The following is a 21,628-nucleotide window of genomic DNA, read 5'->3' on the forward strand; positions in this document are numbered from 1 at the left end:
TTCTGAGGAAGAACTTCTTCAGTTCGATTGCGCGGAGATATGGGCGCCGCTACCTTCGGTGCTCAAGCGATCACAAGCTGGAGGCCCCCATGACCAACCCCATCCACGAAGACGAACGCACCTACACCCCCACCCCCCACAACGTCACCCGCGCCCGCACCCGAACCGCCCAACTCACCACCGACTGGGGCCACCCCACCCTCGCCCCCGACGTCGCCCTCGTCACCAGCGAACTCACCACCAACGCCATCCTCCACGGCAGCCTCCGCGACCACCTCATCCTCGTCCGCCTCACCACCACCGACACCACCCTCCGCCTGGAAGTCAGCGACCCCCGCCCGGAACGCGTCCCGTCCCCCCGCGAAGCGATCCCCACGGAACAGTTCGGCAGGGGCCTCACCTTGGTCAACGCCCTGTGCCACGACTGGGGCCACGGCCCCCGAGAGGGCATCGGCAAGACGGTCTGGGCAGAGTGGAAACTCCCGAACTGAACGGCGAGGACGAGACCGAGAACCTCACCGCCCGACCTCCAGCACCGCCTTCCCCGCAACCCGCCGCCCTTTCAACGCCTCGGCCGCCTCGTCGAACCTCTCCCAGGACCCCCGCCACCCGACCTCGGCAACAAGCTCCCCCTCCGCCGCCAGCCCCGCGAGGGCCGCGAGGTCGGCGCCCGCAGGGCTGTCGATGACGAACGCGGACAGGGACTTGGCGGCGCCGACGGTGGCGTAGGGAGGGAAGACGGCGGGCTCGCCGGACGTCCACCCGACGCTCTGGATGTTTCCGCCGGGCGCCAACAAGGCCCACGCGGCGACGAGTTGGGTACCCCCGACGCTGTCGATGACGATGTCGACGGGCTCACGGACCCCCTCCAGCCCGACCGTCACCTCGTCGGCCCCGACCAGCCCCTCCCCCCGCGCGGCCGACCCCACCGACGCGATGACGTACGCCCCGGCCCGCGCGGCGAGCTGCAGGGCGAACCGCCCGACTCCCCCAGAAGCGCCGGTGACCAGCACCCGCTTGCCCGCCGCCAACCCCGCCGCCCACAACGACCGCAACGCGGCGACCCCGGCAACCGGCAACCCCACAGCCAGACTTGACTCCAAAGCGTCCGGTACAACAGCCAACGCCCCCACATCGACGGCGACTTCCTCGGCGAACGCACCCGACGCGAGCGCGAGAACCCGCGTACCGACAGCCGGCCCCTCCTCGGCACTCCGCACCACGGTCCCCACGAGGTCGGACCCGAGCACACCCCCCACCGGCACCCGCCCCGACCGGGCATCGTTCAAGTCCCCATAGTTCAGGGCCACATGGGACACCCGAACCACCACCTGCCCCTCCCCCACCACCGGTTCGGCCACCTCACCGAGCCGAACGGCGGAAGCGACGGACGGATCGACGACAAGCGCACGGACAGCCATGACACGCTCCCCCTTGGAAAACGATCTACAACAAGGTCCATCATCAACAACTGCCGCACCGGCCGGAAGAAGGCACTTTCCTGTCACACAGGCGCACCCGTGTAACCCAGCAACAGTCCCCGACATCGTCGTACTCATCCACGGCCTCTGGATGACCCCCTCGGCGCCCTCACCACGAAGCCGATCATCATGGGCCACTCGTTCGGCGGAACCTGACGGCAGACGCCTCGAAGACGGTCTACGACCGCTGCGCCGTCCCCGCCTCCAGCCACTCCCCCTTGGCCGGGGATCTCATGCCGGCCTGAGCGACGGCTTCGCCGGGCCTCGCCGTTATCTCCTCGTCACCCATGTTGTCCGAAAACGCCTCTGCCCAATCCTTCCCCTCGCGCAGGCCGACAGTATGATCTCCGTACTAATTTTCAACCAACCAGCCGCCCGGTGGCCTGTCCTCACCCCCGCACGGCCTCCGCGAGAGAACGACGGTCGCCCATGCCCGACACGCGCTCCTCCGACTACACCAGCCGCCTCACCCGCCTGGAAACGTCCGGCATCAAACGCTTCCTGCCCACCCAGGCCCCGTACCGCTGGAACCTCCGCCGTCTCCACCTCGGCCGGGTCCTCGACGTCGGCTGCGGCCTCGGCCGCAACCTCCTGAACTGCTCCCCGGAGAGCGTCGGCGTCGACCACAACCCCCACTCGGTCGCCACCTGCCGGGAACGCGGACTGACCGCGTACACGTCCGAGGAACTCACCGAGGCCCCCGACTGCGGCCCCGGCTCCTTCGACAGCCTCCTGTGCGCGCACGTCCTGGAACACATGGACGCGGACCTGGGCGCCAAGATCCTCGACCAATACCTCCCCCTGATCAAACCGGGCGGCTCGGTCGTCCTGATCACCCCGCAGGAGGCGGGCTACAAGACGGACGCCACCCACGTCCGCTTCGTCGACTTCACGGGCCTGCGCGAACACGCGGAAACGGCGGGCGTGACCGTCACCCGCACGTACTCCTTCCCCTTCGCCCGCCCCGTCGGCAAGGTCTTCCCGTACAACGAGTTCGTCCTGGTGGGCACAGTCCCCTCCTGACCGACCCGGCCCTCACCCAGGTGAGGGCTTGTTCGCGGCCAGCTATTCACTCAGTACATATACGTAGTGCATACTGCTCCCCATGAGCACCCGCCACATCCTCCTCGGCCTGCTCGTCACCGCCCCCAGCCACGGCTACGACCTGAAGCGGCGCCACGACGAGCGGTTCCCGCAGGCCCGCCCGCTGGCGTACGGGCAGGTCTATACGACGTTGCAGCGGCTCGTCCGGGACGGGCTCGCGGAGGTCGAGGGGACCGGGTCGGACGGGGGGCCGGAGCGGACGATGTACCGGGTCACCGAGGAGGGGCGCAAGGAACTCACGGAGTGGGCCGCCGAGGTCGCCCCGCCCGCACCCTTCGTCGCCAACGAGATCTTCGCGAAGGTCGTCGTCGCGATCCTCAGCGGCGGTGACGCCGACGCGTACCTCACCGCTCAACGCGCCGCGCACATGGCCCGGATGCGGGAACTCACCGCCCTGAAGACGGGGCGAGGTGCGGACCTCGCGACCGTGCTGTCCGCGGACTACGCCCTCAACCACCTTGACGCCGACCTCCGTTGGATGACCACCACGGGGGCCCGGCTCACCACACTCACCGAGGAGGTCGATGCCGGATGACGGACACTGCGCTGCTGTCGGGGCTCGGGCTGGGCAAGACGTACGGTGCGACACCCGCCCTGCGGGACGCCTCGCTGAAGCTGGCCGCGGGCGAGGTCCTCGCGGTCACGGGCGCCAGCGGGAGCGGCAAGTCGACGCTGCTGCACTGCCTTTCGGGGATCGTGCGGCCCGACCGGGGGTCGGTCGTGTACGCCGGGAAGGCGCTGGACGGGCTCGGCGAACGGGAGTTGAGCGAGCTGCGGCGTACCGAGTTCGGCATCGTCTTCCAATTCGGCCAGCTCATCCCGGAGTTGACGGCGCTGGACAACGTCGCACTGCCGCTGCTGCTCGCCGGGCGGCGCCGGGACAGCGCCTGGTCCGAGGCGCGGGAGTGGCTGGAGCGGTTCGGGGTGCTGGGCCAAGAGGCCCTGCGGCCGGGGGAGATGAGCGGCGGCCAGAACCAACGCGTCGCGCTGGCGCGGGCGTTGATCACGGGCCCCCGCATCGTCTTCGCCGACGAGCCCACCGGCGCCCTCGACTCCCTCACCGGCGAACAGGTCATGACGGCCCTGACCCGCACGGCCCGCGAGAACGACACGGCCGTCCTCCTCGTCACGCATGACGCACAGGTCGCGGCGTACGCGGACAGAGAGGTACGGATGGCGGACGGGGCGGTCGCGACGGCGGGGGTGGCGGCGTGAACATGTCGATGCCGACCGCCTCCACGCCGGGTGCCTCCACGCCAGGCACCTTCACACCAACCGCCTCCACGCCGACCGCCTTCGCCACGGGCGCCCGCACCGGCGTTCGCGTCCACCCCCGCGCCGTCGCCTCCACGGAGGTCACCCCATGAACACCCTCGCAGGCGACCTCCGCCTCTCCTGGGCCCTCCTTCGTGGTTCCGACCGGCGTGAGTGGTGGCGGGTCGGGCTCACCGCGCTCGGTGCCGGGCTCGCCACCGGGCTCGGGCAGGTCGCCGCCGCGCTGTATTCGCTCCGGGGGTACCACCAAGTCCCGTACGCCGCCGGGCTGTTCAACGCTCCGGGCGAGCGGCAGGGGATCGTCTTCGCCCTCGCCCTCCTCCTCGTACCCGTCCTCGCCTTCCTCGGCCAGTGCGCCCGCATCGGCGCCGTGCACCGGGACCGGCGGCTCGCGGGGCTGCGGCTCGCGGGGGCCGGGGCGGGGCAGGTGCGCAGGATCGCGGCGCTGGAGACGGGGCCGGCGTGCCTGCTCGGCGCCGGGGTCGTCAGTGCCGTGTCCGTGGCGGTGCTGGCGAGCATCTGGAAGGGGGCGACGCTCTACACCTGGACCGGCATGGCCGTCGTCGCGCTGGTCGTACCGTTGCTCGGCGCCGGGGCCGGGGTGTTCGCGCTGCGGCACGTCGTGGCGTCGCCGCTGGGATGGGTGCGCCGGGTGCGGCCCGAGAAGCGGGGCGGGACGTTCGCCGTCGGCACGTCCGTCGTCGTCCTCCTGCTGACGTTCGTGGTGCTCACCGGCGACATCCGGAAGTCGCTGATGCCGCCGCTCGCGGTCCTGCTGGTCGCGGTCGCCGGGGCCGGGGCCGTGGGGACCGCCGGGGTGCTGGCCCGGTTCGCCGGCGGGTTCCTCGCGCCGCGCGCCCGCTCCGCCGCCGTCCTCATCGCCGCCGAGCGGCTGCGCGACGACCCGTGGGCGGCGGCCCGTACGCACGCGGCGGTGCTCCTCGTCACCGTCCTCGGCACCGCGTACGTCGCCGTCCGGACCGTCCTCTCCCAAGGGTTCGGGCAGCACCGTTACGCCGAGAGCGACGACTTCTACCTCGCCGGGCTCGACCTCACCGCCGCCGCCATCGGCCTCGCGCTCCTCATCGCCCTGTCCGGTCTCGCCGTCGGCTCCGCCGAATCCCTCGCGAGCCGCCGCCGGGGGCTCGCGGCGCAGGTCGCCGCCGGGGTGCCGCGTACGGTCCTGGCGCGGGCCCTCCTCCTGGAGACGGCCCTCCCTCTCGCACCGGCCGTCCTGTTCGCCGGCGGCGGGGGGGCACTCCTGGGCCTGTGGTACGGGGAACTCGCGGGCACGCCTCTCCCGTCCAGCATGCTGCTGGTCCCGCTGGGGGTGTACGGCGCGTGTCTGCTGGCGGCGGCGACCTCGTTGCCGTTGCTGGGGAGATCGGTGCGGCCCGGGGAACTGCGGCAGGCGTGAGCCCCTACCATGCCTCCCGCCCCGGAAACGCAGGGGATTTCCGGGGCGGGTATGCGAAAGCCCGGATCTCAGGCCGATATGCCGTCGATCCGGGCTAGTGCGTCGTCCGCGCCGTATGGCCGCAGGTACGGCAGCCAGCGCGGGTCCCTATGGCCGGTCCCGATGATGCGCCAGGCCAGGCCGGTGGGTGGGGCGGGTTTGTGGCGCAGGCGCCAGCCGATCTCCGTGAGGTGGCGGTCGGCCTTCGTATGGTTGCAGCGGCGACAGGACGCGACCACGTTGTCCCACGCGTGCTGGCCCCCGCGACTGCGCGGGATGACGTGGTCGACGCTGGTTGCGACGCCACCGCAGTACATGCACCGGCCCCCGTCACGCGCGAACAGCGCGCGGCGGGTCAGAGGGACGGGCCCCCGGTAAGGGACTCTGACGAATCGCTTGAGCCGGACCACGCTGGGCGCGGAGACTGTGACGGTCGCGCTGTGCAGATAGGCGCCCGAATCCTCCAGGGAGACTGCCTTGTTCTCCAGGACGAGGACGAGCGCGCGGCGGAGCGGTACGACGCCGAGGGGCTCGTACGACGCGTTCAGGACCAGGACATGCGGCACGGATGCCTCCTTGGGCGTCGGCGGCGCGTGGCTCGCGCCGGGACGATCTGGTAGTCAGTCTCCCCTCTTGCCTGGTGAACGCGCCACCATCTCCCGGTAACGGGCTGGGAGTGTTTTCGACCACACCCCATGTTTTGCCGCCGTACGCCCCCTTCAAGCGCGGGTGAGACAGGTCTCTGTCGGGGCATGCGGACGGACCTCCACACAATGCCCCGTTAGTGTGGTGTGCCTGCCCGTACGGTGACCTTTTCGTGACCTCGCCGCGGGCCGCCGTTGCTCCTGGAGGTTCCCGCCGTGTCCCTGTCCGCCGCCTCGCCGACTCCTACGCCGTCGCCGTCCATGTCACCCGCCGTGACCGTGCCGACGCTCCAGGACGCACAGGAGAGCGCGACCAACGCCGCGAGCTGGGTCGAGCAGAACTGGTCGACGTGGCTGGCGATCGGGCTGCGGGTGCTGCTGATCATCGTCGTCGCGGTGATCCTCCGGAAGTTCGTGCTGCGGGCGATCACGAAGCTGATAGACCGCATGAACCGTACGGTCGAGTCGGTCGACGGCACGGCGCTCGGGGGGTTGCTGGTCAACGCCGAGCGCCGCCACCAGCGTTCCCAGGCCATCGGGTCCGTCCTGCGCTCCGTCGCGTCCTTCCTGATCCTGGGTACGGCCGCCCTGATGGTCCTCTCGACCTTCCAGATCAACCTCGCGCCGCTGCTCGCCTCCGCCGGTGTCGCCGGGGTCGCGATCGGTTTCGGCGCGCGGAATCTGGTGACCGACTTCCTGTCCGGCGTGTTCATGATCCTTGAGGACCAGTACGGCGTCGGCGACCAGATCGACGCCGGGGTCGCCACGGGCGAGGTCATCGAGGTGGGCCTCCGCGTCACCAAGCTGCGCGGCGCCGACGGTGAGATCTGGTACGTCCGCAACGGCGAGGTCAAGCGGATCGGGAACCTGTCGCAGGGGTGGGCCACGGCGGGCATCGACGTCACGGTCAAGCCCTCCGAGGACCTGGACCGCGTCAAGGCCACGTTGACCGACGTCGCGGAACGCATGAGCAAGGAGGAGCCCTGGAACGAACTCCTCTGGAGCTCCATCGACGTGGTCGGCCTCGACTCCGTCCTCCTCGACTCCATGGTCATCCACCTGACGGCTCGGACCATGCCCGGCAAGAAGCTCACGGTGGAACGGGAGCTGCGGTGGCGCATCAAGCGGGCGTTCGACGCGGCGAACATCCGGATCGTGGGCGGGGCGGCGGTGTCGGGCGAGGAAGAGGCGGCGGATCCTTCAGCGGGGGTGGCGGCGCCGTCGGTGTTCTCCAACGCGGATTCGCCTCAGGTGGCGGCTGCGGCGCCGATCGCTTCGGCGCAGCGGGGGGTGCCGAAGTAGGGGGCGCAGGGACATACACCGCACTGCTACGAGGGTCCGGTCATCGCCGACGCCCGTCACAACACCGACACCGACACCAGCCGCAATGATCCACCACCACCTCTGGTGCCGTACCTCTCCCTCGACGCGAGGCCGCTTCATCAAAGCGGCCTCAGGGGAGGTACGGCCTCATGCACTCATCTTCGACCCGTCTGCGCCGAGCTGACGCAGCTGCTGCGCTGCCTGAGCGTCCCGGTCAGGCAGCCTACGGTCGAACGGGTCCGCATTCCTGAGGCGGTGTGCGAACCCGTCGGTATCGGTCAGCGCCACTCAGGCGGAATGTGGGACAGCTGCTCCTGAAGATCCCATCCCTCCGGTTTGCGTTCCGGGCAGTCCCATTCAGCGCCGGCCGCGACCCAGTAACCCCGGGTCTGGCGAACCTTGGACAGATGGTCGTCACCCAGTCCGGACTCGATCCCGCAGCAGTCGCAGATGACGTACTCCGGCTGACCTTTGCGGTTCCACAGTATTGACCCGTCGTCCCGGCCACAGACACGGCAGACGGTCTCGCAGAGGTTCTCTTCGCCGGCAGTCATTTACTTGACCTCCACTCCTCGTCCCACGTCTTCGAGCCAGTCTTCCAGCGTGGTCCGATAGCCGTTCGGGTTGGTGACCGGATCGTATGGGCCTGGCCTGTACATAGTTTGCGGAACACCGTCCTCAGTGACCGCTGCCCACGTATTCGTGCTTTTGTCGTAGATGCCAACCCTCCCGGATCCTTGATCGTAGATGCGATACCCGGAAGCCGGTTGGCCTTTCTTGACGATGTCTCGACCGAACGCACTGTACCGATGGGCGAGCTCGACATATTCCGACATTGAGGACAATTCCGGGAATTCATGCTTGTGCTTGCCCCAGTGGAACGCGGCGTTCTGGGCGTTGTTCCGGCCCTTCTTCGGGTTAGGCGACCAAACATGCGGAACCTTCCCATCGGCCCGCATCGACTTGCCGAACGCCTCGATCGCCGAGAGGCCGTTCTTCCCCCACTTGCCGCCCGTCGCGCCCCAGCCGACGACGGGAATCACCGCCGCGCACGACAAGCCGGCGTTGATAGCGTCGCCCTCGGCCCCGTACCAGCCGCAGTTGATGAGGTCGAATCCCTCGCCGGCAACGGGGATCATGCCTGCGGCGTCCAGGACGAGATGGCCGCCGGTGGCGATGTAGTCCCACCAACTGCTCTCGTCCCCTGCCGCGAGGTCGGCCAGGGCGTCCTCGAAGGCTTGGGCTTCGGCCACGTCTCGCCGGTACTCGGCGTTACGGAGGGTTTCCTGGATCTCCTGGAGGAGTTTGGCCGTGACAGCCCGGTACGCGTCGTCAGCGGCCTTCTCCGCCTCCGTCGACGACTTACCCGCCGCGTCCGCCGAGGCCCGTGCCTCGTTCGCCGCTTCCCAGGCCGCTCCGGCGGAGCCCTGGGCAGCGGTGGCCGAAGCAGTCGCCTGGGCCGCGGAGTTGGTCGCCTGGCGGGCCGCCGCGTGCGCGTTCGCCTCGGCCGTGCGGGCCGTGCGGGCGGAGGCCGCCGCTTGGGCCGCTGACTTCTCGGCGGCGGTGGCCGATGCGCGGGCCTGGGCCGCGTACTCGTCCGCCTGCTTGGCGGACGCGGCAGCCTGCTGGGCGTAACCAGCCGCTTCCGACGCTGCCTTGCGGGCCTCAGCGGCGACCTTCTGCGCGAGGGCCGCGTTCTGCTGGGCGGTCGCCGCGACCCGGGCCGCACCCGAGATCAGCCGCTGGACACGGGCCACATGGGTCGTCGTCAGGAGGTCGGCGCGCTGAGCGGCGTACTGGCCGACGGTGATGAACGCGTGCAGCACGTCAGGCGGCCCGGCGAGGGCGACCTTGGCAGCGGCCGACAGTTCGGCGCCACCGCTCTCCATCAGCTGTACGGCGCGCACCCGCTCGTCGTCGGTGCGGGCGGTGAAGTAGCCGGTGGTGAGGAACTGGCGCATGCGGTCGGTGGAGTTGGAGTCGAGCACAGCACGCCCGGCCTCCGTCACCCCTGGCCCGGCGCCGTCGATGAGCCTGGTGATCTCGATGCGGTAGTCGTGGGCAGCCGCCGTGTGCTGACCAGTGACCAGGAACGCGCGGATCGAGGCGGCGTCGCCGTCCAGCGCGGTCTCGGCCGCCGTACGGACGGCGGCGGACTCCGCGTCGGTGGCCAACTGAAGGACCCGGCCGCGTTCGTCCTGCTCTTCGGCCCGCTTCAGGCCCGACCGCAGGTACTCGACGACCTGCCCGTCAGGGGACGCGAGCGTGACCTCGGCGGCCGTGACGCTCCACGGACCGCGCGTCGACGCGATGTGCAGTGCGACCTTGCGGCCCTTGGCAGCGGCTTCGGCAACGTCCGCACCGGGCTGCGCGGTCTGTTCGGCGAGGGCGGCAGCCTCGGCGTCCTTCGCCTTCGCCTCTTCGGCACGGGTCCTGTCGCGTGCTTCGCGCTCGGCGGTCAACTGCTTGACGTACTCGGCGCGGTCCGTCGACTGCGCGCTGCGGGCGGCCAGTTCGGCCGTCTCGGCTTCCCGGGCCAGGTCGAACGTCTTGCGCGCCGTGACGACGGCGGCGGTGGCCACGTTCGCCGCGGCGGTGGCCGCGTTCGCGTGCTTGGTGGACTCCGTGGCGGCCTTCGCGGCGTCGCCCGCGTGTTTCGCGGCCTCCTCCGCAGCCGTCGCGGCGTTCTCCGCGTGTACGGCGGCCGAGTTGGCGGCGTCCCGTGCCTCGAAAGCGGCCTTGGCCGACCGGGTCGCCAGTGCCTGCGCGGTGTTCGCCGCACGGGTGGCGTCCGCGGCATGCCGACGGGCGTCGGCGGCTGCGGCCCGAGCCCGCCCCGCCTCGGCGTCGGACACGCCCGCGTGTCCGCTCGCGGCGGTCGCCGCAGCGGCGGCGGCATCCGCGTTGGCTCCGGCGCTGATGGCGGCCTGCGCCGCGTTGCCCGCTTCGGTGGCGGCCTGGCCCGCGAAGTCGGCGGCGACGGCGGCGGTCTTGGCTCCCTTCGCGGCGTCCCTGGCCTTCTGCGCGGCCTGGTTCGCGGCGTCCGCCTTGGTCGCGTCGGTCGCCGCGTCCGCTGCCGCGTTGCGTGCCTGCGAGGCGGCCTGGGCCGCTGCGGCGGCGGCCGAGGCGGCCTGGGAAGCGGCGTTGGCGGCGATCCGCGCGGAAGTGTTGGCGGCAGCCGCCGATGCGATGGCCTGCTCAGCCGCGCGCGCCGCACCCCGGGCCGCGTCGGCGGCGCGTCCGGCCGCGCTCGATGCCCGCCGGGCGTCGGCGCCGGCGGCTTCGGTCTCCTCGGCCGCCTTCTGCGCGGCTTCCTTGGCGAGCTGCGTGGCCTCGATCGCCCGGGCCGAAGCCTCCTTGGCCGCCTCGGTCTCCTTGGCGGCCTGCCGTCCCGCTTCCGTCGCCTGCTGCGCGAGGTCGGCGATCGTCGCCTGTTCCTGGTCACGTGCGCGGGCGATGTACTGGCCGACGGCGAGGAACTCCCGTATGTCGTCCACCGTGCCGCTCAGCGCCACCCGGCCCGCCTCGCGGGTGGCCTGGCCGCCGGTGCTCATGATCTGTACGAGGGCTACCCGGTCGTCGCTGTCGCGGGCCGCGTACTGGCCGTCGTTCAGGAAGGCCCGGACGTCCTGGATGGTCCCGTTCAGCGCCGCGCGGCCCTTGGCCTGCACCTCGCGTCCGCCGAAGGAGACGACCTGCGCCGCCTGGACCCGCTGGTCCTCCTCCAGCGGCTTCTGCCAGCCGTCCTTGAGGAACGCCGTCAGCTGCTGCGGGGTGCCGGCGAGCGCCGTCCGAGCGGCCTCGCGCACCGCGCGCCCGCCCATGGAGAGGATCTGTACGGTGCCGACCCGGTCGTCGCTGAGCTGGGCCACCGCCGCTTCCTGATCGAGGAAGCGGCGGACGTCCGTGTCGGTGCCGGTGAGAGCGACCTCGGCCGCAGCGCGCGTACCGGGCCCGCCCGTCTTCCAGAGTTCGAGGACCTTGCCCCGGTCCGTCGGCGGGATGTGCTCAAGGCCCGTCGGCTCGGGTTCGAACGGATCGTCCACCGCTGCGGCGGGGACGCCGGATATCAGCCCGGCCAGGAGGGCCATCAGCAGCGAGAGGCACAGCGCCGTGACCAGCTGTCTCACTCTGCCACGCAGTCTTTTTCTCAACAAAGAAGCAACCTTCTGCTCCCCGGCCACTCCCCCTTTGACCGGGTGTCGGATCTCGACCGAGCGAGCATACGCTTTGCGTTTACTTTGTGTGGACTTTGTTTTCACGTTGCGTCTTGTTAGGCTCAACCTCCACACAGGGGGAGCGGCTGGACCGGTCAGCCAAGGGGAGCCGAGACTTACGGGACCGATAGGTGTTTCATGCGCCCGTCCTGCTGTTTTTGATGCCTTTACTCGATGCCTCTCAGCTAATTCCCTCGTGTCTTCATTCGATGCGTCGAAGGGAATTCGCGTGATATCCAGACCTCTCGCCATACTCGGTGGCGCGGCACTCACCGTCGTGGCTGTCGTCAGCGCTACCGCGTACGCCGTGGCAACCCCGTCCGCCACTGTCCGGACCGGAGCGGACGGTGCTCCGCCGGTGGCTGTGGAGGACTTCTCCTACCCCGGTGCCGCCGCGATCCAGACCGAGCAGGGCATCACCCTCAAGAGAGGGGACGGCCGCATCACCCTGGCCGCCTGCGACAACACCGCCAACCAGATCCAGGTCTGGACCCGGAAGAGCGCCGACGGCAAGTTCTGCTTCCGTTCCACCGCCACCACCGGCCGGCTCACTCTTGAAGTCCCCGACGTCTACGCCGTCGCGACCGAGAGCCGCGCTGTCCGGGCCGAGTTGAGCGCCGGGGGGAAGACCCAGACCGTCAACGTCGCCAAGAACGAGTTCAAGGGCGTCGGCGAAGGGGTCGGCGAGGCGCCGACCGTCCTGCTCGAACTGCGCGTCACAGGCTGACTGTTCCGCGTGGCATCTCACCTGTGCCCGCGTGCCGTACAGCCTGCCTCGCCATCCGTCTCGACAGAGCCTCTCCCCAGAAAGACTTCCATGAGTCGTACTCAGCCGCGCCTCCTTCTCGCCGGTCTGGCCACCGCTTCGCTCCTCGCCGCCTCCGCCGGCACGGGCACGAACGCCATGGCCCTCGACGGTGACACCGCGACGTCGTACACCTTCACCGCGAAGCTAGCCATCGGTGACACCTTCCGCTCCTGCACCGGCACCCTCGTCGACCCCCTCTGGGTACTCACCGCGAGCAGCTGCTTCGCGACGGACCTCACCACCGGGACCACCGCCGCCGGGGCACCGAAGTGGAAGACCACCGCGACGATCGGCCGCACCGACCTCACGACCACGGCCGGCCAGGTCAGGGAGGTCGTCGAGCTCGTTCCGCGTGTGGACCGTGACCTGGTGCTGGCAAGGCTCGCCGCGCCCGTACGCGGTATCGCCCCGCTGGGCGTGGGCGCCACCGCACCCGCCGTGAACGACCAGCTCAAGGGTGCCGCCTACGGCCGTACCAAGGACACCTGGGTGCCGGACACCCTGCGCGCGGGCTCCTTCAAGGTCGGCCAGGTCGACGCCACCAGCCTGCTGATCGACGGCACGTCCGTCTGCAAGGGCGACACCGGCGCTCCGGTCTTCCGCGAGCAGGACGGCCGGCTCGAACTCGCCGCTGTCGTGAACGCCTCCTGGCAGGGCGGCTGCCTCGGCACGCCCGCCACCGAGACCCGTACCGCTGCCACCGCCGCACGCGTGGACGACGCGCGCGACTGGATCCTCTCGACCATCGACGCCGCGCAGTCCGACAGCATGATCACCGCGTCGCCGACCGCGAAGGTGGTGCACCTCAGCCTCGCCGGTACCGACGGGGTCCTGCACACCACGGACGCCAACTACGGCACCGGCAAGTGGGCCGGCAGCTGGACCAAGCTGGACGGCCGTGACCTGACGGCGCTGACCAGCGTCACCGTGGACAACGTCGTCCACATGTACGCCGTCGGGACGAACGGCAGGGTCTACGGCAAGGACGCCGACTACAACACCGGCACGTTCTCGGACTGGAGCGAGGTGCCCGGCGGGGCGACCGGCGTCCGTGCCCTGAGCGCCTCGGCGACCGGCAAGGTCGTCCACCTCCAGATGATCGGCTCCGACGGGGCGCTGCACACGACGGACGCCAACTACGGCACAGGCAAGTGGTCCGACGGTTGGACGCGTATCGACGCCAAGCCGATGAAGGCCATCACCAGCGCCGTCGTCGACAACGTCGTCCACATCTACGGCGCCGGAACAGACGGCAAGATCTACGGCATCGACGCCAACTACAACACCGGCAAATGGAGCGACACCTGGTCCCCCGTACCCGGTGGGGCAACGGGTGCCCGCGCTCTGAGCGCCTCGGCGACCGGCAAGGTCGTCCACCTCCAGATGATCGGCTCCGACGGGGCGCTGCACACGACAGACGCCAACTACAACACCGGCAAGTGGTCCGACGGTTGGACGCGTATCGACGCCAAGCCGATGAAGGCCATCACCAGCGCCGTCGTCGACAACGTCGTCCACATCTACGGCGCCGGAACAGACGGCAAGATCTACGGCATCGACGCCAACTACAACACCGGCAAATGGAGCGACACCTGGTCCCCCGTGCCGGGCGGTATCACGGCGTGATGGACGAGTGGCCGGAGAACCACGTCTTCAACAGCCGCCAGGACGTGGTCGACCTGATCGCGTCGGCACGGGACAATCTGGCGGAACACCCCGAGCACTGGCTCAACCGTGACCTCGACTCGTATCTAGAAGCGATGGGTGCTTTCCTCAACGGCATCACGAACATGTACATCAACCGTGGGATCGAAGAACCGCCCCAACCGGACTGGCAGCTGCTGGCCACGATCATCCTCGCCGGCCGCGACTACGAGTAGAGCAGCCTGCTGATCAGAGACGTCTTGAAGGTCACGGCAGCTCTTCCGAGTTGCCGTGACCCAGCGTTTTCCGCGCCGCGTGCTCGCCACGTCAGAACATCCGCCTCCCGGTCGGAAACGCGGGCCCGATACGCATCACCCCCCGAACTCCCGCCTCCGCAGCTCGCGCAGCGCACGCGCTTCCGAGTCCCGGGGGTCCAGGAGGTACCCGAGGGGTGCGGGGCGGAGGCGGAAGCCCACGGATTCCCAGCGGGGGACGTCGCGTCGGCGCCCGCGCTGCACCCAGGTACGTGAGCATGAGCATCCCCCGGCTCTCGGTACGCACCCCCGGCCCCGCACCGGTGAACAGGGCGCCTTCCAGAAACACCATGGACTCACGCACGGCAATCTCGTGGGCCAACTGCTCGGCCTCTCTCCGGGAGCCCGTCCAGCATGTCGTCCTGGAACAGCTCCCAGCGCCGTCAGCCACCGGTGACCTCGCGGTGCGCGGCCCGGACGATCTCCCCCGCCGTACGGACCGCCCGCTCACGGACCTCGGGGTCCGGACTGTCGATGTCCCGTTCGGCGAGACGCAGCCGGCGGGCCGTCTCCGGATGCCGTTCGATCTCGACGACCACGGCCCACTGCCGGTAGAACATCCGGATCGGTACGACGCTGTCCTCGTTCCCGGCCCGGACGAACGCCTTCTGGACGTCCTCGAAGAACTCCGGCAGCCGGGACGGCGCGACCACCGCCACCGCGTGCCGCAGCGCGGGCAGCGTCAGCTCGGGTCTGGGGATCAGGGGCCCGTCCCCGCTCACGTGCGGCGTGGTCACCGGCAGCCCCTTCCGCTCGTCCAGCACCCTCCAGTCACGCATCCCACGTTAGCGCGTAGGTCCGGACGGCATCGGACACTCCCGGGATGCCCTCCCGGCCCCCCTCATAAGGAACCGAACACACGCTCCCGACGTATTCATGGGCAGAAGGTTCATGCGCAGGTGGCGACACGAACCGATCAAGATCCAGTGAAGTCCGGTGCGCGGTGCGCCTCGGGGCGGTGATACTTGCGGCGCGGACGGGACACGGGGGAGGTCGGCAGTGGGGAATCGGCCGGATGTGGGCGGTCGGAGAACGGCGTGGGCGGAGAACACCGAACGGCTGAAGCGCGCGGCGACGACGGAGCCGGGACGGCTGCGGATCATCGGCGCGGTGCTGGCGGTGCTGGTGATCGTGTTCGGCGCCGTCACCGCGTGGCAGATGACCGACCGTTCGGACGCGGCGGACGACGTGCTGCACAAGAGCCAGCCGCTGACCAGCGACGCGGCGGACATCTACCGCGCGCTCGCGGAGGCGAACACGGCGGCGTCGAGCTCGTTCCTCGCGGGCGGCCAAGAGACGCCTCAGGCGCGTAAGACGTACGAGGACAGCATCGACGCGGCGGCCACGAAACTCGTCACGGCGGCCAACAGCGCGGAACCCGGCTCCCCTTCGGCGCAGGCGATCACGAGGCTGAACACGGCCCTCCCGGTCTACAAGGGCCTGGTCGAGCGCGCGCGTACCTACAACCGCATGGGCTTCCCGGTCGGCGGCGCCTACCTCCGGTACGCCAACCAGAAGATGCAGGACGAGATGCTGACGGCCGCGCAGAGCCTGTACGACCAGGAGAACGCCCGCCTGGACGACGACTACGCCGCCGCGAAACCCTATCCGTGGGCGGCGATCACGCTCGGCGTCCTCGCACTGGCCGTCCTCGCGGGCACGCAGGTGCGTGAATACCGGCGTACGAACCGGCTGTTGAGCCACGGCCTGGTCGCGGCGGCCGGCGCCACGGCGGTCGTCCTGCTGTGGCTGGTCGTCGGACACAGCGTCGCGCGCGCGGAGTTGAACAAGTCGTACGACCATGGTGTGCGCTCGCTGAAGGTCCTGCACGACGCGAGGATCGCGGCGTTGAAGGCGCGGGGGAACGAGAACCTGACGCTGATCGCGCGCGGCGCGGAGACGGTCCAGGTCAAGAGAGACGCCAAGGACCCGAACAGCCCCACGGACGCCAAGGACAAGTACGACATGGAGTACGGGGACGAGATGGGGACGCTCGTCTCCGGTCTCGCCCGCGCGGAGACCCTCGCGGACGACAGGACCGGCAAGGACCCCGTCACCTCGGCCCGGCAGAGCGTGACCGAGTGGAAGTCGCGCCACGCCCAGGCCCGTACGGCGGACGAGAACGGCAACTACGAGGAGGCACTGGCCCGGGTCGTCGGCACCGAACAACCCACCAACCAGTCCTTCGACGCCGTGGACAGCAGCCTCGACAAGGCCCTCACCCACGAACAGGCCGAGTTCAAGCAGGCCGCCAGGGACGGCCGGGGCGCCTTCACCGGCCTCCCCCTCGGCGCCGGTGCCCTCGCCGTCCTGGCCGCCGCGGGCGCCGTACTCGGTATCGGCCGCAGACTGTCGGAGTTCCGATGAGCAGGGGAGGGTCCATGCCGGGCAGGGGCAAGGGCTGGGGCGGAGTCGGCGTGATGGCGGCCGTCGTCGGCGTACTCGTGCTGGCCGTCGCCCTGTTGCTGCCGCTGGCGCGGGAACACCGGGAGGGTCAAAGGACACAACCGGTCGCGGATACGGCAGGGGCCGCCGCGGAGACCTGCAAGAACCCGGAGCAGCAGACGCTGCGGCCGTCCGCCGCGGACGGCCCGACGATCGCGCAGATCAAGGCGCGGACCGGTGCGCAGCGCAAGCTGATCGTCGGCGTCGACCAGAACAGCTACCGCTGGGGATACCGCGACCCGAACAACACCAAAGCGGCGCTTGAGGGTTTCGACATCGACCTGGTGCACGAGATCGCGGGGAACATCCTGGGCGACCGTGACGCCGTCCAGTTCAGGGCGATCCCGACGAACGAGCGGATCAACGCCATCCAGAAGGGCGAGGTCGACATGGTCGTACGGACCATGACGATCAACTGCACGCGGATCGGGCAAGTCGCTTTCTCCGCCCCGTACTTCAGGACGGGTCAGCAGGTTCTCGCGCCCAAGGCCGCGCTGGAGATCACCGGCTTCGACAAGAGCCTCGCGGACAAGAAGGTCTGTGTGGCGGCGGGTTCGATCGCGCAGACGGAACTCGACGCGAACCGGCAGGGCGCCACCCCCCTCGTCGTACCGAACCAACTCGACTGCCTGGTGAGGCTCCAGCTCGGGGAGGCGGACGCGATCATCACGGACGGCGCCCTCGCCGCGAGCCAGGCCGCGCAGGACCCGACGGTCGAGCTGAAGGGCAGGGCGTTCACGACCGAGTTCTACGGCGTCGCGATGAAGAAGGACGCGAACGACTTGGTGAGCAGGGTCAACCAGGTTCTCGCGCAGTACCGTTCGGGCGGCTGGCAGGCCTCGTACGCGAAGTGGCTGTCACCGACGATGGGTCCGGACTCGGCGCCGTACCTCCCGGCGAACCCCCTTTATCTGCGCACCAGTTAGACGACCACACGGACAGGGAAGATCGACCGCACAGAGCAACCACCCCCGGCAGCAACTCCGGCAGCAACGACAAGAGGTGATCGATGGGCGTCGCGGGACCCCCTGGTCCGGTGATGGACCGGGACGAGGTGGACCGTGCGCTGGCGCGGCTCGGCCAGGAGCACGAGGCGATCGAGACCTCCTTGCTGGCGCTCCAGGACCACGCGGGCCGCAGGCTGCTGGAGGGCGCGGAGCTGACCGGCGTCACCCGCGAGCGCTGGGCGGCGGCGGACACCGCGATATCCCTGCTGTGGACGTACTTCGACGCGTACGCGGACGCCCTGCGCTCGGCCCGGGAGATCCGCTCCCGCCGCCGCTGGTCGTCCCGCGAGGACCTGGTCGAGCTGACGGAACTCCTGCGCGGCGAACCGATATCCATGACGGGCACCGGCGTCCTGGCGGAACACTTCTCGCTGGCGGCCCTGGTGGACCGCATGAACGACCTGTACGCCTCCTCCCTGGACCTGGTGGTGGCGGCGGACGCCGTCTGGTCCGCGCTCCCGGCCCGGATCGATTTACTGGCCGCCGAGTTGCAGCGCACCCGCCACCTGGCGCACTCGGTGGGCGTCCGCCCCGGCGAGCACCCGTCGGGCGACGACCTGGAACAGATCACCCGCACGCTGACGGACCTGCGGGCGAAGGTGGTGTCCGACCCGCTGGCCTACTGGCTTCCCGCGAAGGGGAGTTCGGCCCCGGGCGGCGGCCGTCCCGACACGACGGTGTACGACCGTGAGGCGCGCGCGCTGGAGGACGTACGCCGGGAGATCGACGCGGTGCTGACGGTCCGTCAGGACGCGGAGCAGCGTCTGGTCAGGCTCAGGGACGTCCTCTCCCGCGCCGACCGCACCCTCGCCGAGGCGAGGTCGGCCCGCGGCGAGGTGCTGGCGAAGATCGCGGCGACCGAGGTCCCGGTGGTGAACGGCCCCCCGACGGCGCTCCAGGAGCAGTTGGCCGCGGCGGCCGAGTACCGCAGGCAGGGCCAGTGGCACCGGCTCTCCCCGCTGCTCGAATCCCTTGAGCGGCAGGCGGACGACGAACTGGAGCGCGCCCGCGACCAGTTGGGCGCGGTGACGGCGCCGCTCGCGATCCGCGCGGAGCTGCGCGGGCGACTCGACGCGTACAAGGCGAAGGTGGCCAGGCTCGGGCTCGCCGAGGACCCGTTCCTCATCGAGCGGTACGACGCGGCGCGCCGGATGCTGTGGAGCGCGCCCTGTGATCTGCGGGTCGCGGAGCAGGCGGTCCTGCGTTATCAACGGCTGGCGGCGGAGCTGCTGGCGACACCACGGGACCGTCAGACTGGGGGGACGTCATGAGTCAGGCCGGCCAGAGCTGCCAGCGCCCGGGGTGCGAGGGCACGTACGAGGACGTCGGCGGCGGCGAACTGTACTGCGACACCTGCGGGTTGGCCCCGGTGGTGTCGGCGACCGGCATGGTCGGCTCGTCTGCCACGAGCGGCATCTCCCCGTCCCCGTCGACGAGTTCGTCCCAGTCGGCCAGGTCCCGGCGCTCGGTGTCCGGACGGCTCTCGCGCTCGCTGTCGGGCAAGGCGTCCAACCGCTCGGTGTCGGTGCGCAGTTCGGGCGCGTCGGCGGGTTCGTCGGGGCGGGCGCGGCTCGGTGTGGGCCTGGTCTCCGTGCCGCAGGTCCCGAAGCCGGACCCGCGCGCGATGGTGCTGGACAACCCCGAGGTGCCGGAGCGCAAGAGGTTCTGCTCGCGCTCCGACTGCGGTGCGCCCGTGGGCCGTTCGCGCGGTGAGCGGGTGGGCCGGACCGAGGGGTTCTGCACCAAGTGCGGTCACCCCTATTCCTTCGTACCGAAGTTGAAGTCCGGGGACGTCGTGCACGGCCAGTACGAGGTGGCCGGCTGCCTCGCGCACGGCGGGCTCGGCTGGGTCTACCTCGCCGTGGACCGCGCGGTGTCGGACCGCTGGGTGGTGCTGAAGGGCCTGCTGGACACCGGCGACCAGGACGCGATGGAGGCGGCGATCTCCGAGCGGCGGTTCCTCGCGGAGATCGAGCACGCGAACATCGTCCGCATCTACAACTTCGTCGAGCACCTCGACCAGCGCACCGGCTCCCTCGACGGGTACATCGTCATGGAGTACGTCGGCGGCAAGTCCCTGAAGGAGATAGCCAATTCACGCCGCGCCTCGGACGGGCGGCGCGATCCGCTGCCGGTGGAGCAGGCGTGCGCGTACGGCATCGAGGCGCTGGAGGCGCTCGGGCACCTGCACAGCCGCAACCTCCTGTACTGCGACTTCAAGGTCGACAACGCGATCCAGTCCGAGGACCAGCTCAAGCTCATCGACATGGGCGCGGTCCGCCGGATGGACGACGACGAGTCGGCGATCTACGGCACGGTCGGCTACCAGGCGCCGGAGGTCGCGGAGGTCGGCCCGTCGGTGGCCAGCGACCTGTACACGGTCGGCCGCACGCTGGCCGTCCTGACCTTCGACTTCCAGGGCTACACGACGGTCTTCGCGGACTCCCTGCCCGACCCCGACCACATCGAGGTCTTCCGCACGTACGAGTCCTTCTACCGCCTGCTGGTGCGTGCCACCGACCCGGACCCGGCCCGGCGCTTCGCCTCCGCGCAGGAGATGGCCGAGCAGCTCACCGGCGTGCTGCGCGAGGTGGTCTCGATCCAGACGGGCCGGGCGCGACCGGCGCTGTCCACGCTCTTCGGCCCCGAGATCCGCGTCACCGACACCGAGCTGTTCCCCCAACTCGACGGCGAGGTCTCGCGGTCGGGGGCGCGTACGGTCAAGTCGGGCCGTTTCACCCGGCTGTTGACGCCGAAGGCGGTGGCCGTACCGGTGCCGGTGCCGGTTTCGGCGAGTCTCCCGGCGGCCGTCGCGAGCCCCGCCGTCAGCGCGTTCGTCAACAACCCTACGGCGACGGAGATTTCGAGCGACCCGACCCGCGCGGCGGTCCTCTCAGGCCCCAGGAACACCGCGTCCCCCTCGGCACCGGTGATTTCCCTCACTGCTCCCCCGCCCACCCCCACCACCCTCGTCAAACCCGCCGACGCCCCCACCGCGTCCCTCGCCCTCCCCACCCCCCTGGTCGACCCCACCGACCCCAACGCCGGTTTCCTCGCGGGACTTTCGGCGACGGCCCCCGGTGAACTGACCGTCGCCCTGGAGGCCGTACCGAACCCCTCGGTGGAGACCCGACTCCGGCAGGTGCGGGCCTGGTTGGAGACCGGCGACGCGCAGGCGGCGACAACTGCCCTGCGTACGCTGGAGAGTGACCGTGAGGACGACTGGCGGGTCGTCTGGTACCGGGGTCTCGCCTCCCTCGTCACCGGCGACCACGAGAGCGCGGCGCTGGCCTTCGACGCGATCTACGACGCGTTCCCGGGCGAACCGGCGCCGAAGCTGGCGCTGGGCCTGTGCGCCGAGGTGCTGGGCCAGTTGGACAACGCGGCGGAGTACTACCGCCTGGTGTGGACGACGGACCCGAGCTATGTCAGCGCCGCGTTCGGGCTGGCCCGCGTACGCCTCGCCGCCGGCGACCGCGCGGGCGCCGTACGCACCCTGGAATCCGTGCCGGAGTCGTCGATCCACTACACGGCGGCGAGGGTCGCGGCCGTCCGCGCGCGGCTGCGGCAGCGGACGGCGGGCCGTGGCGACGTACCCTTCCTGGAGGACCTCACCGCCTCGGCGGCGCAGGTCGAGGCGCTGGACGCGTACGGCCTGGACCCGAAACGGCGGGAGCGGCTGTCGGCGGAAGTCCTCGGCAGCGCCCTCGACTGGGTACTCTCCGGGGGCCGGGGCAGCGACCCGGCGCCCGCGCGGACGCTGCTCGGCAGCGACCTCGACGAGCGGGGCCTGCGCTTCGGTCTGGAGCGCTCGTACCGCGCGCTGGCCCGGCTGGCCACCGCCGGTGAGGAGAGGATCGACCTGGTGGAACGAGCCAACCGTTACCGCCCCCGGACATGGGTGTAGTTG

19 protein-coding genes are annotated in these 21,628 nt (G+C 70.4%); 14 read left to right on the forward strand and 5 right to left on the reverse strand.

Features of this window, described 5'->3' with window-relative positions:
- Positions 1–89: 89 nt before the first annotated feature.
- Positions 90–491 (forward strand): ATP-binding protein, encoded by a 402-nt coding sequence (locus ACQCO7_RS14515; protein ID WP_464072228.1) that lies wholly within the window; start codon positions 90–92, stop codon positions 489–491.
- A gap of 24 nt (positions 492–515) precedes the next feature.
- Here the strand turns inward: ACQCO7_RS14515 and ACQCO7_RS14520 are convergent, their stop codons facing one another.
- Positions 516–1,421, reverse strand: a complete 906-nt coding sequence (locus ACQCO7_RS14520) for a zinc-binding dehydrogenase (protein ID WP_464072229.1) — start codon at positions 1,419–1,421, stop codon at positions 516–518.
- Positions 1,422–1,910: 489 nt separating this feature from the next.
- On the opposite strand from ACQCO7_RS14520, the gene ACQCO7_RS14525 reads away from it, so the two are divergent.
- From ACQCO7_RS14525 to ACQCO7_RS14545, 5 genes are all read left to right on the forward strand, one after another.
- Positions 1,911–2,504 (forward strand): class I SAM-dependent methyltransferase, encoded by a 594-nt coding sequence (locus ACQCO7_RS14525; RefSeq protein ID WP_464072230.1) that lies wholly within the window; start codon positions 1,911–1,913, stop codon positions 2,502–2,504.
- An 82-nt stretch (positions 2,505–2,586) separates the two neighbouring features.
- Positions 2,587–3,120, forward strand: a complete 534-nt coding sequence (locus ACQCO7_RS14530; RefSeq protein WP_464072231.1) for a PadR family transcriptional regulator — start codon at positions 2,587–2,589, stop codon at positions 3,118–3,120.
- The gene (locus ACQCO7_RS14535) at positions 3,117–3,800 is read left to right on the forward strand and encodes an ABC transporter ATP-binding protein (protein ID WP_464072232.1); all 684 of its coding nucleotides are present in this window, start codon (positions 3,117–3,119) and stop codon (positions 3,798–3,800) included. The genes ACQCO7_RS14530 and ACQCO7_RS14535 overlap by 4 nt, the downstream gene beginning before the upstream one ends.
- A 2-nt stretch (positions 3,801–3,802) precedes the next feature.
- On the forward strand, positions 3,803–3,952 hold the full coding sequence (locus ACQCO7_RS14540) for a hypothetical protein (protein WP_464072233.1): 150 nt from the start codon (positions 3,803–3,805) through the stop codon (positions 3,950–3,952).
- Positions 3,949–5,277, forward strand: coding sequence for an ABC transporter permease (locus ACQCO7_RS14545; protein ID WP_464072234.1), 1,329 nt, complete (start codon positions 3,949–3,951; stop codon positions 5,275–5,277). The genes ACQCO7_RS14540 and ACQCO7_RS14545 overlap by 4 nt, the downstream gene beginning before the upstream one ends.
- A 68-nt stretch (positions 5,278–5,345) precedes the next feature.
- On the opposite strand, the gene ACQCO7_RS14550 is transcribed toward ACQCO7_RS14545, so the two are convergent.
- Entirely contained in the window at positions 5,346–5,882 is a 537-nt protein-coding gene (locus ACQCO7_RS14550; RefSeq protein ID WP_010354180.1) for an HNH endonuclease, read from the reverse strand.
- Positions 5,883–6,221: 339 nt separating this feature from the next.
- Between ACQCO7_RS14550 and ACQCO7_RS14555 the strand changes: the two genes are divergently transcribed.
- Entirely contained in the window at positions 6,222–7,262 is a 1,041-nt protein-coding gene (locus ACQCO7_RS14555) for a mechanosensitive ion channel family protein (protein WP_464077208.1), read from the forward strand.
- A gap of 299 nt (positions 7,263–7,561) precedes the next feature.
- Here the strand turns inward: ACQCO7_RS14555 and ACQCO7_RS14560 are convergent, their stop codons facing one another.
- Entirely contained in the window at positions 7,562–7,837 is a 276-nt protein-coding gene (locus tag ACQCO7_RS14560; protein WP_464072235.1) for a hypothetical protein, read from the reverse strand.
- Entirely contained in the window at positions 7,838–11,413 is a 3,576-nt protein-coding gene (locus tag ACQCO7_RS14565; RefSeq protein ID WP_464072236.1) for a hypothetical protein, read from the reverse strand.
- Positions 11,414–11,729: 316 nt separating this feature from the next.
- Between ACQCO7_RS14565 and ACQCO7_RS14570 the strand changes: the two genes are divergently transcribed.
- From ACQCO7_RS14570 to ACQCO7_RS14580, 3 genes are all read left to right on the forward strand, one after another.
- Positions 11,730–12,227: a hypothetical protein gene (locus ACQCO7_RS14570; RefSeq protein WP_464072237.1), complete on the forward strand. Its 498-nt coding sequence runs from the start codon at positions 11,730–11,732 to the stop codon at positions 12,225–12,227.
- 90 nt (positions 12,228–12,317) lie between these two features.
- Complete coding sequence (locus ACQCO7_RS14575) at positions 12,318–13,934, forward strand: trypsin-like serine protease (RefSeq protein ID WP_464072238.1); 1,617 nt, start codon at positions 12,318–12,320, stop codon at positions 13,932–13,934.
- Complete coding sequence (locus tag ACQCO7_RS14580) at positions 13,934–14,188, forward strand: DUF7660 family protein (protein WP_464072239.1); 255 nt, start codon at positions 13,934–13,936, stop codon at positions 14,186–14,188. The genes ACQCO7_RS14575 and ACQCO7_RS14580 overlap by 1 nt, the downstream gene beginning before the upstream one ends.
- 461 nt (positions 14,189–14,649) lie before the next feature.
- Here the strand turns inward: ACQCO7_RS14580 and ACQCO7_RS14585 are convergent, their stop codons facing one another.
- Positions 14,650–15,045, reverse strand: coding sequence for a hypothetical protein (locus ACQCO7_RS14585; protein ID WP_464072240.1), 396 nt, complete (start codon positions 15,043–15,045; stop codon positions 14,650–14,652).
- Between the two features lie 238 nt (positions 15,046–15,283).
- Between ACQCO7_RS14585 and ACQCO7_RS14590 the strand changes: the two genes are divergently transcribed.
- The 4 genes from ACQCO7_RS14590 to ACQCO7_RS14605 all read left to right on the forward strand — a co-directional run bounded on the left by ACQCO7_RS14590 (position 15,284) and on the right by ACQCO7_RS14605 (position 21,625).
- Positions 15,284–16,633, forward strand: a complete 1,350-nt coding sequence (locus ACQCO7_RS14590; protein ID WP_464072241.1) for a hypothetical protein — start codon at positions 15,284–15,286, stop codon at positions 16,631–16,633.
- Between the two features lie 14 nt (positions 16,634–16,647).
- Positions 16,648–17,637 (forward strand): glutamate ABC transporter substrate-binding protein, encoded by a 990-nt coding sequence (locus ACQCO7_RS14595; protein WP_464072242.1) that lies wholly within the window; start codon positions 16,648–16,650, stop codon positions 17,635–17,637.
- Between the two features lie 83 nt (positions 17,638–17,720).
- Positions 17,721–18,989 (forward strand): coiled-coil domain-containing protein, encoded by a 1,269-nt coding sequence (locus ACQCO7_RS14600; RefSeq protein WP_464072243.1) that lies wholly within the window; start codon positions 17,721–17,723, stop codon positions 18,987–18,989.
- Positions 18,986–21,625 carry a serine/threonine-protein kinase gene (locus ACQCO7_RS14605; protein WP_464072244.1) on the forward strand — a complete coding sequence of 880 codons (2,640 nt, stop codon included), beginning with the start codon at positions 18,986–18,988 and terminating at the stop codon, positions 21,623–21,625. Before ACQCO7_RS14600 ends, ACQCO7_RS14605 begins: the two co-directional genes overlap by 4 nt.
- The last annotated feature ends 3 nt before the right edge of the window (positions 21,626–21,628 follow it).

It is taken from the genome of Streptomyces saintjeani (assembly GCF_055409605.1).